This is a genomic window from Candidatus Eisenbacteria bacterium (genome assembly GCA_016930695.1).
Taxonomy (GTDB): Bacteria; Orphanbacterota; Orphanbacteria; order Orphanbacterales; family Orphanbacteraceae; genus JAFGGD01.
Genome location: JAFGGD010000027.1, coordinates 46,872 through 56,454 on the forward strand (window position 1 = coordinate 46,872; position 9,583 = coordinate 56,454).

The 9,583-nt window shown below is 66.5% G+C and carries 8 protein-coding genes; all 8 read right to left on the reverse strand.

From position 1 onward, the window contains the following. Nucleotides 1-23: 23 nt before the first annotated feature. A complete protein-coding gene (gene ltaE / locus JW958_05055; protein ID MBN1825616.1) occupies nucleotides 24-1,049 on the reverse strand; it encodes a low-specificity L-threonine aldolase in 1,026 nt (341 codons plus the stop codon). Beyond that, nucleotides 1,046-2,974 (reverse strand): selenocysteine-specific translation elongation factor, encoded by a 1,929-nt coding sequence (gene selB / locus JW958_05060; GenBank protein MBN1825617.1) that lies wholly within the window; start codon nucleotides 2,972-2,974, stop codon nucleotides 1,046-1,048. Before selB ends, ltaE begins: the two co-directional genes overlap by 4 nt. Then, nucleotides 2,971-3,888, reverse strand: coding sequence for a peptide chain release factor N(5)-glutamine methyltransferase (prmC, locus tag JW958_05065; protein MBN1825618.1), 918 nt, complete (start codon nucleotides 3,886-3,888; stop codon nucleotides 2,971-2,973). The genes selB and prmC overlap by 4 nt, the downstream gene beginning before the upstream one ends. A gap of 226 nt (nucleotides 3,889-4,114) precedes the next feature. Further along, entirely contained in the window at nucleotides 4,115-5,185 is a 1,071-nt protein-coding gene (gene prfA / locus JW958_05070; GenBank protein MBN1825619.1) for a peptide chain release factor 1, read from the reverse strand. Next, a complete protein-coding gene (locus tag JW958_05075; GenBank protein MBN1825620.1) occupies nucleotides 5,175-6,170 on the reverse strand; it encodes a DUF1385 domain-containing protein in 996 nt (331 codons plus the stop codon). Before JW958_05075 ends, prfA begins: the two co-directional genes overlap by 11 nt. 134 nt (nucleotides 6,171-6,304) lie before the next feature. Continuing rightward, nucleotides 6,305-6,529, reverse strand: a complete 225-nt coding sequence (gene rpmE, locus JW958_05080) for a 50S ribosomal protein L31 (GenBank protein MBN1825621.1) — start codon at nucleotides 6,527-6,529, stop codon at nucleotides 6,305-6,307. A 57-nt stretch (nucleotides 6,530-6,586) separates the two neighbouring features. After that, nucleotides 6,587-7,834 (reverse strand): transcription termination factor Rho, encoded by a 1,248-nt coding sequence (gene rho, locus JW958_05085; GenBank protein ID MBN1825622.1) that lies wholly within the window; start codon nucleotides 7,832-7,834, stop codon nucleotides 6,587-6,589. A 245-nt stretch (nucleotides 7,835-8,079) separates the two neighbouring features. Continuing rightward, complete coding sequence (locus tag JW958_05090; GenBank protein ID MBN1825623.1) at nucleotides 8,080-9,102, reverse strand: tetratricopeptide repeat protein; 1,023 nt, start codon at nucleotides 9,100-9,102, stop codon at nucleotides 8,080-8,082. Between the last annotated feature and the right edge of the window lie 481 nt (nucleotides 9,103-9,583).

Sequence of the window (9,583 nt, forward strand, 5' to 3'; positions counted from 1 at the left end):
CCGGCGGCGGCGCGGCCGGGCTCTCAAACGAGGACCTCCTCCAGGCGGCCCGCCGCCTCTTCCGCGGCGCCGCGCGAGACGTCCAGGTGGGTCACCAGCCGGATCCTCCCGGCGCCGAGGGAGAGGAAGAGCACCTCCTTCTCCGCCATTCGACGAACGATCTCCGCTTCGCTCCAGCGGTGTTCCGACACGTCGGCGTAGATGATGTTCGTTTGCACGCGGTCCATCTCCACGGAGAAGCCCGGGATCCGATTGAGCGTTTCCGCGAGGAGGCGGGCGTGCGCGTGGTCGTCGGCGAGACGTTCCCGGTGATGCTCCAGCGCGTACAGGCCGGCGGCGGCGAGAACGCCCGCCTGGCGCATGCCGCCTCCGAGCATCTTGCGGACCCGGCGCGCCCGCCGGATGAAATCCGCGCTCCCGGCGAGCACCGAACCGACCGGCGCGCCGAGCCCCTTGGAAAGGCAGACCGTGACCGAATCGACGGCGGCGGCCCAGCGCGCCTCGGGGACGCCGGAGGCGACCGCCGCGTTCCAGAGCCGCGCCCCGTCCAGGTGGGTACGGATCCCCCGCTCCCGCGCGAAAGCGCCGATCCCCTCCATCTCCTCGATGGGGAACACGGTCCCCCCCGCCCGGTTGTGCGTGTTCTCCATGCAGATCAGCGTGGTGGGGGCCGCGTGCACGTCGTCGGGCCGCACCCTCTTTCCCACGTCGCGCGCGGTGAACGCCCCCGCGCGTCCGGGGACGGTCCAAAACTGGACGCCGCTGACCGCCGCGGCGGAACCCGCCTCGTAATGGACGATGTGCGCCTCCGTGTCGAGGATCACCTCGTCGCCGTGACGGGTGTGGGCGCGCACCGCCGCCACGTTCCCCATCGTTCCGCTCGCCACGAAGAGCGCCGCCTCCTTCCCGAGCAACTCCGCGGTCCGCTCCTGCAGGAGGTTCACCGCCGGGTCCTCGCCGAAGACGTCGTCCCCCACCTCGGCGCGGGCGATTCGCTCGCGCATCTCCGGCGTCGGCCGGGTCACCGTGTCGCTTCGGAGATCGATCATCCCCCCTCCTCCTCCTTTTCCGCCGGGAAGGCGGAACCGGGTACGCGCCGGTCTCCCTCTCTCCGCGTGATCCTCTCCTGATCGAAAAGCTCCAGTAGAGGGACGGCGAACTTGCGGGAGAGTCCCGTCTCGTCCTTGAAGTCGGTCACGCCCATGCTCCCCCGCTCGCGGAGAAGGCGGACCGCCGCCTCTCGGAGACGATCGATTTCGGCGGTGCGGTAAATCAGGTTCGAGGCGACCCGCCGGACGCGGTCCACGCGGACCAACGAGTCGACGAGCGCGGTAAAATGTTTCGTATCCAAACCGAGTCGGCCGGCGAGATCCGCCGGCGAGGGGGGCGCGGCGCCGCTTTCGTCGAGAAGCGCCTCGAGGCGGCGCGCCTCCCGCTCCACCCGCTCCGGGAGTTCCCCGCCGCCTGGAAAGAGCGAGTCCCCGCGAAGGCTCACCTTCTTCCGCTCGACCAGGCGATCCAGGATGATCTGGAAAAGGGGAATCTCCACCCGCCGAGAGAGATTCTTGCGCACTTCCTCCCGGGGAATGCCCGCCTTCAGCCCGCCGCCCGAACCGGCGTCGCGGACCCTTTCCTCCGCCTCGGCGGCCAATTCGTCGAGCACCCCGGCGAGGACCACCATCCCGGCGACGGAACGGGCCTCCTCCCGCTCTTCCAGCGGCCGGAGCGCCTCGCGCACCTCCTCCTCGGGGATCTGCAGGCGCGCCGCGATCTCCGCCGGCGTGGCCGCCGCGCGGGGTCCGGCGGCGAGCAGGGCGCGCACCATCTCGGACCGGTCGCCGCTCTCGGCGACCCGGAGAAAGGCGAGGTCCTCCTCCTTCCGGCTCCGCCGGTGCTTGGTCGGGCTCGGGTCGAGCACGGTCCCGCCGCCGAGGGTCCGCGCCGGCGAATAGGTGCGGAGGATGAACCGGTCCCCGCGGGTGAGGACCACGGGCGACTCGAGCCGCAGCTGAATCAGCCCCGCCCCGCCCGCGTCGAGATCCTCCTTTTCGATCAGCGCCACACGGCCGAGCACCTCCGCCGCGCCGTGGTGGAACCGCACCCGCTGCCGGTGCCGGAGGCCGCGCCCCTGCTCGGAGAGCCGGACCCGTCCGTCCACCATGTGGGTGGGGGTGAGGACGCCGGGCGCGGCGAGCGTGTCCCCCCGCGCCACTTCTTCCCGGGATACGCCGTGCAGGGCGAGCGCCGACCGCTGGCCGGCCCGCGCCTCCTCCACCTCTTCGCTGAAAACCTCGACCTTTCGCACACGAACTTCCTTGCCCGAGGGGAGAAGGTCGAGACGGTCCCCGACCCGTACCGTCCCCGACCAGACCGTGCCGGTCACCACCGTGCCGAAACCGCGGGAGGAGAAGACCCGGTCCACGGGAAGGCGGAACCAGTCCGGCGCGGGCCGCTCGGGCGCCTCCCGGAGGATCGCGGCGAGCCTCTCCGCCAGCTCCGCCACCCCCTCGCCGGTCACCGAGGAGACCGCCAGAATCGGCGCGTCCTCCAGAGCGGTTCCATGGAAGGCCTCCTCCACCTCCTCACGGACAAGCTCGAGCATCTCCTCGTCCACCAGGTCCTTCTTGGTGAGCGCCACAAGGCCGGCGCGGACGTCCAGGTAATGAAGGATCTCCAGGTGCTCCACCGTTTGGGGCATCACCCCTTCGTCGGCGGCGACGGTGAAGAGGACCGCGTCGATCCCCCCCACGCCGGCGAGCATGTTCTTGACGAACCGTTCGTGGCCGGGCACGTCCACCACCCCCGCCCGGACGCCCCCGGGAAGATTCAGAGGCGCGAAACCGAGATCGATGGAGATCCTCCGCTCCTTCTCCTCCTTGAGCCGGTCCGTGTCCACTCCGGTGAGAGCCCGCACGAGCGCCGTCTTGCCGTGGTCGATGTGGCCGGCGGTGCCGATCACGCGGGTGATGCTCATCGATCCTCCTCCTGCCGGACGGGGGGCGCGGCGCCGATTCTTCGCGCCTCAACCACCCGGAGGCGACCGGCCAGATCCCGTCCCACCCGCGCGCTTTCGTAGAGCCCGGTCTCCTCGACGGCGGCGACCGCGCCCGCCGCGGTGGCGTCGCTCGCCTCGAACACGAGCAATCCGCCCGGCCGGAGCGCGACGGCGGCGGCGGCGATCAAGGGGCGGATCGCGAGCAGGCCGTCTTCTCCCCCGTGCAGCGCCCCGCTCGGGTCGTGTTCGCCGACCTCCCGCGGCAGTTCGGCCATCTCCGCGGTGGTCACGTAGGGCGGATTGGAGAGGACCAGGTCCGCCGCGGCGCCGAGACGCTCCAGATGCGCCGCGAGGTCCGTCTCGATCACGTCCACCCGCTCCTCCACGCCGGCGAGGCGTGCGTTCTCCCTGGCGCAGAGAACCGCCTCGGGGGAGCGGTCCGTCGCCTCCACGCGGAGGCGCGGGATCCTCTTCGCCAGGGAGACGGCGATCACGCCGCTCCCGGTTCCGGCGTCGACGGCGAAGGGGGCTTCCCCCCCCTCGTCGCGGAGAAACTCGATCCCGCGGTCCACAAGCAGTTCCGTCTCCGGCCGGGGGATGAAAACGCCGTCATGCACGCGGAAGGGGATGGAGTAGAACTCGGCGCCGCCCGTGATCCTCTGCACCGGTTTCCCGGAGGCGCGCCGGCGGACCATTTCACGGAAACGGGCGAGTTCGTCGCCGTTCACCGGGCGATCGTGCTGTAGGTAGAGATCGATGCGGCGCCCGCCGAGGAGGTGGGCGAGAAGAAGCTCGGCGTCGACGCGGGGGCTGGCCGCCCCCTTCTCGCGGAAATAATCCGAGGTGGTCTTCAGGAGGGCGACCACCGTCCAGGTTCGGGTTCCGTCGCTCATGGCTGGCGGTGCGGCTCCCTTCCCCAATGGACGCCGAGGGGAGGGCGCCCGATCGAAGATTGGAATAAGCACGGGCTATCTACCGTGGTTCCCGCTGGCGAATTGCGCGGTATCCCCTCCGCATGATTCGGACTCGAGCGGAGCGACGCGGCCGAAACGATCGGCTCGGCCGGCCTCCCGTCGCGCGATCCGAAACCTCGCGACGGGACTTCGCGCACTATCCGGTCTAGTTCGACTCGGCGCGGAGCTGCTCTTCCTGGGAGGCGCGCAGGAGGGCGTCCAACAGCTCGTTCAGGTCGCCGTCCAGAATACGATCGAGCTTGTGGAGGGTCAATCCGATTCGATGATCGGTCACGCGCCCCTGAGGAAAGTTGTATGTCCGAATCTTCGCGCTCCGGTCACCGCTCCCCACCTGGGACCGGCGGGCCGCGGCGCGCTCGTTGTGCTCCGCCTCCACCTTTCGGTCATAGAGACGCGCCCGGAGGATTTGCAGCGCCCGAGCCTTGTTCTTATGCTGCGACTTTTCGTCCTGGCAACGCACCACGATACCCGTCGGCACGTGGGTGACACGAACCGCCGAGTCCGTGGTGTTCACGCTCTGTCCGCCGGGGCCGGAGGCGCGCATCACGTCGAACTTCAGGTCGCCCGGATCGATACGGATGTCCACCTCTTCCGCCTCGGGGAGGACCGCCACCGTGGCCGCGGACGTATGGATCCGCCCGCTCGATTCGGTCTCGGGGACGCGTTGGACCCGGTGCACGCCGCTCTCGTACTTGAAGAGACGATAAGCGTCCTCGCCCTCCAGGCGGAAGACGATTTCCTTGAAGCCGCCCAGCTCGGTCGGATTCGACTCGAGCACCTGGAGCTTCCAGGAGCGCTCCTCGGCGAATCGGTGGTACATGCGATAGAGGTCGCCGGCGAAGAGGGACGCCTCGTCCCCCCCGGTGCCGGCGCGGATCTCGACGATCACGTTCCGGTGGTCGCGCTCGTCGCGCGGGAGGAGCTGCAGCCGGAGCGTATCCTCCGCCTGCGGGAACTCCTCTTCCACCTCTTCCAGATCGGCCCGCGCGAGTTCCGCCAGGTCCGAGTCGCCCCCCGCCTCGAGGATCTCCTCCGCCTCCGCCTTGCGCGCGCAGAGTTCCTCGTAGCGCCGCCCCGCGTTCAGAATCGTCTCGAGCCTTCCCCTCTCCCGTCCGATCTCGGCCATCCGCTTCGGGTGGCCCATCACCTCCGGATCGGCGAGGCTCTCGGTCAATCGGTCGTATTTCTCCCGTATCCGGCGCAGCTTATCCAACATCGTGGAACAACTCCTCACGCCTCTCCAGGCGTTCGCCCAGCGCGGCCCGCAAAGCCGCGAGACCGACCTCGACCTGATCGTCCTCCGGCTCGACGGTGGTCATCGTCTGCAGGAAAAGGCCCGGTTTCACGAGCGGCGCCATCCAGGGACGGTCCGCCCAGCGCCCGGTGAGCTTGAGGACCTCGTAGGAGAGGCCGGCGATCACCGGGACGAAGGCGAGCCGGACGAATCGCTCGCCGATCGACTCGGGGCGACCGAGGAAGAGAAAGACGAACACGCTGGTCAGGGCCACGATGAGCAGAAAACTGGTGCCGCATCGTGGGTGGAGGGTGGTGAACCGCTGTGCGTTCGCCACGGAGAGTTCCGTTCCCGACTCGAGATTGAAAATCGATTTGTGCTCCGCGCCGTGGTAGGCGAGAACGCGGCGCATCTCCTTCCAGCGACTGATGGCGAAGATGTAAAAAAACAGGAAGAGAAGGCGGATCGCCCCATCGATCAGGTTGAAGAGGAAGCCGCCTTTCACACCGATCCATTCGGTCAGCATCAGAGGAAGATAAAAGAAGAAGGCGAGGCCCAGGAGGAGGGAGAGCGCCAGCGTGCCGTACAGGGCGAAGGAGAAACCGCCGCCCCCCTTCTTCCCCTTCCCCTCGGCCGGTTCCTTCCCCGCCGAGGCGTCTCCCTTCTTCTCCTCTTCCTCCGCCGCTTCCTCCGCGGAGAACATCAGCGCTCCCACGCCGAGGGCGAGGGACTCGAAGAGGGCCACCGCGCCGCGGAGCACCGGCAAGCGGAGAAAGGGAAAACGCTCGACCACGGAGCGGTAGTCGCGCGCGCGGACCGTGATCGTGCCGTCCGGACGGCGGACCGCCGTGGCCACCCGGCCCGGCGCGCGCATCATCACTCCCTCGATGACCGCCTGGCCGCCGATCTTGTTGAACATGGTCTTGCCGAGGCGTTCGGCGCAGATCCGTTCCCTGTCCGATGCCATATCCGGGACCCTTCTCTCCGCGCCGCGCGGCGTGGAACGTCGCGGGGCGCCGCGGTCGGGGAAACCGTTCCACCCCTAAAAAAGCGGGTCGGGGGCGGGCGCGCCCCCGACCGGTTTTCTGCGACGCCGTCCCGCTAGCTGTCGGCGCTCTCTTCCTTCTTTTCCAGGCCGTATTTCCGGCGATACCGTTCGACCCGGCCCGCCGTGTCGACGAGCTTCTGCTTCCCCGTAAAGAAGGGGTGGCAGTTCGAGCAGATTTCGATCTTCAGGTTCTCCACGGTGGAACCGGTCTGGATCACGTTGCCGCACACGCAACTGATCGTCGTGTCGTGGTACTTGGGATGGATGTCTTTCTTCACCGTTTCGGTCTCCCGACCCGGGCTCCCGGCGGGAGCCTCTCCCCCGATGGGCCCGGGTTATTGATTCATCGACTCGAGGAACTGCTTGTTCGATTTGGTCTTCATCAGCCGTTCCACCAGGAACTCCATGGCCTCCAGGGGGTTCCGCTCACTCAAGAATTTACGAAGAATCCAGATCCGGTTCAAGACGTCCGGCTTCATTAAAAGCTCTTCTTTCCGGGTTCCGGACCGGTTGATATCGATAGCGGGGAACACGCGCCGGTCGGAGAGCTTGCGGTCCAGCACCAACTCCATGTTGCCGGTCCCCTTGAACTCCTCGAAAATCACGTCGTCCATACGGCTTCCGGTCTCGATCAATGCGGTGGCGACGATGGTCAGGCTGCCGCCGAACTCGATGTTCCGGGCCGCGCCGAAGAAACGTTTGGGTCGCTGCAGGGCGTTGGAGTCGACGCCGCCGGAAAGGATCTTACCGCTGTGGGGGACCACCGTGTTGTGAGCCCGCGCCAGACGGGTGATCGAATCGAGCAAGATGACCACGTCCCTGCCGTGCTCCACCAGGCGCCGCGCTTTTTCGATCACCATCTCCGCCACCTGCACGTGCCGCACCGCCGGCTCGTCGAAGGTGGAGCTGATCACCTCCCCCTTGACGGAGCGCTCCATGTCGGTGACCTCCTCGGGACGTTCGTCGATCAGAAGGACGATGAGGAGCACCTCGGGGGTGTTGGCGGTGATGGCGTTGGCGATCTGCTGGAGGAGAACGGTCTTGCCGCTTTTGGGGGGCGAAACGATCAGCCCCCGCTGTCCCTTGCCGATCGGACAGAGGAGATCCACGATCCGCGTGCTGATCTGTTTCGGGTCGTGCTCGAGTGAGAAACGCTCGTTCGGATGGAGGGGGGTCAGGCTGTCGAAGTTGACCTTCTGCTTCGCCGCCTCCGGGTTCTCCATGTTGATCGCTTCGACGCGGAGCAGGGCGAAATAACGCTCGCTCTCCTTGGGCGGGCGAACCTGTCCGGAGATGGTGTCGCCGGTACGCAGATCGAAACGCTTGATCTGGGAGGGCGAGACGTAGATATCGTCCGGGCCGGGCAGATAGTTATACTCCGGCGACCGGAGAAACCCGTATCCCTCCGGGAGTATCTCCAGAACGCCCTGGCCGAAAATGAGCCCGTTCTTTTCGGTTTGGGCGCCCAGGATCTTGAAGATGAGCTCCTGCTTCCGGAGGCCGCTGGTGCCGGTCAGCTTCAGGTCCTGGGCGAACTCGAGAAGCTCGGACACCGTTTTGTGTTTCATTTCGGCAAGATCCACCGGATCACCTCGCTTCGCGGGGCGACTCCCCGCGGGGGCTTATTTTACCCTTTTCTTCGGATCAACTGCTGGCGGAAGGACCTTCCTGCCTTCTACGAGTTCGGATCCCGACTGGTATTAGGATCACGCGATCGTTCGGCTAGCTCATTCGGAGAAGATTGAGTCAGCAAGAAGACACCGGGGGCTGGATGCCCTCAAGGTCTCCCCAAGTCTAGGGAAGGAGCCATTTTCTGTCAAGCGAAAAGCTACTTCCCGGTCTCCAGGTCCTGTGCCTTCTTCAAGGCGTTTAAAGAGTCCGCGGTCCTCTTCACCCGGGAGTAGCTGTTGCCGAGAAGGCGCCAGTACTGGGATTCCTCCGGCTTCTCCTGTGTCAGCTTCTCGCCGAGGGCGATCGCGTCCTCGTATCGTTTGGCCCGATAGGCCGAAACCATGGCGTTGTAGGCGGCGTCGAAATACGAGTCCGAACCCGGAGGGGCCACTTCCATCGCTTTGTGGTATTGGTCGTACGCTTCCTCGTAACGCTCCGCCGCGAAGGCGTCGTAGGCGCGTCCCATCAACGGAGTGGGATCGCCCAACTCCCGGTAAAGATCGATTTCCTTCTCCTCCTGGCCGGTGCGCCCGTAGAGATCGGCCAGGTGGTGGGCCAGGTTCGCGTCGTCCGGACGGGAGGCGTGAAGCTTCTCGAAAAGCGGGAGCGCCCGGGAGTCGAGACCGTTCTCTTCGAGGAGCTTGGCGTAGTTGGTCAAGGTCGTGTCGTTGTCCGGCTGGATCTCGAGCGCCTTTTCGTATTTCTCCGCCGCCTTTTCCACGTCCCCCATGCCGGCGTAGAGGTCGGCCGTGAAGATATAGGTCCCCACGTGTTCCGGCCTCAGATAGAGGGCATTCTCGAACTTCTCCGCCGCCGCCTCGTACTGTCCCCCCTTCGCCAGGTCCTGTCCGCGGGCGGCGAGGTCGACCCAGAAATCTTGGACTTTTGTGTCCACCTGGTCGGCGAACTGGTCCGAGATCTCCTTGGACTTGGTGAAGGCGCCGCTCGCCTTGGCGAAATCTCCCGTCTCACCGTAAGCCCAGCCGAGGTAGTACCAGGCCTCGGCGTTTTGGGGCTGCGCGCTCGTCGCCATCTCCAACTCGACGATCGCTTTGTCCCACACTTCTTGTTTGATGTAGTTCTTGCCGCCGACGAAGTGCGGGTTGGCCATGCAGGCCAGGGAAACGACTATCATCGATAAAAGGAACACCAGAATCGGGAGACGACCGAACTGACGCATGATTACTCCTTACCCGAGTACCTGTGTGGGAAACGGTCTCGCGAACTCGAGACGGTTGGCATCATCGAAGTCTCACAAACCGTACGTGTCCTCCCGGGAAAGTGTCAAGGAAAATCGCCCCTTTTTGTACTCCTAAAGCCTTGCAACCGGTTCCACCGAAAGAAGGTAGAGGGAGGCGGGTCGGCGGGAAAATCCAGGAGCGCCGAAGCGCGAAGGGGGGGAGTATCCGGACCGTGCTCCGAAGGGAGGGCCGGGGGTGGAAGGAAAGGCACCCTCACCTTAACCCTCCCCCGCCATCCCCTCCGCCTCCTCTTCGGACGGACGGCGTGATCCTTCGAGGAGGAGGGGCGGGGGGCGGCCCTCCCTTCCGCCGCCGGGCTCCCTCTCGGGGCCCTCTCGACTCGCCGGGCACCCACCGGAGCCCGCCTCCGTCGAGGGGAGAAATGAATCTGTCGAGCTTATCGGGGCGGGCGGAGGTGGG

What these genes read in the sequence shown, in the direction of transcription:
- selB (MBN1825617.1), bottom strand. Translation starts at nt 2,974, where the DNA reads ATGAGCATCACCCGCGTGATCGGCACCGCCGGCCACATCGACCACGGC.
- prmC (MBN1825618.1), bottom strand. Translation starts at nt 3,888, where the DNA reads ATGAGCGACGGAACCCGAACCTGGACGGTGGTCGCCCTCCTGAAGACC.
- ltaE (MBN1825616.1), bottom strand. Translation starts at nt 1,049, where the DNA reads ATGATCGATCTCCGAAGCGACACGGTGACCCGGCCGACGCCGGAGATG.
- JW958_05090 (MBN1825623.1), bottom strand. Translation starts at nt 9,102, where the DNA reads ATGCGTCAGTTCGGTCGTCTCCCGATTCTGGTGTTCCTTTTATCGATG.
- JW958_05075 (MBN1825620.1), bottom strand. Translation starts at nt 6,170, where the DNA reads ATGGCATCGGACAGGGAACGGATCTGCGCCGAACGCCTCGGCAAGACC.
- prfA (MBN1825619.1), bottom strand. Translation starts at nt 5,185, where the DNA reads ATGTTGGATAAGCTGCGCCGGATACGGGAGAAATACGACCGATTGACC.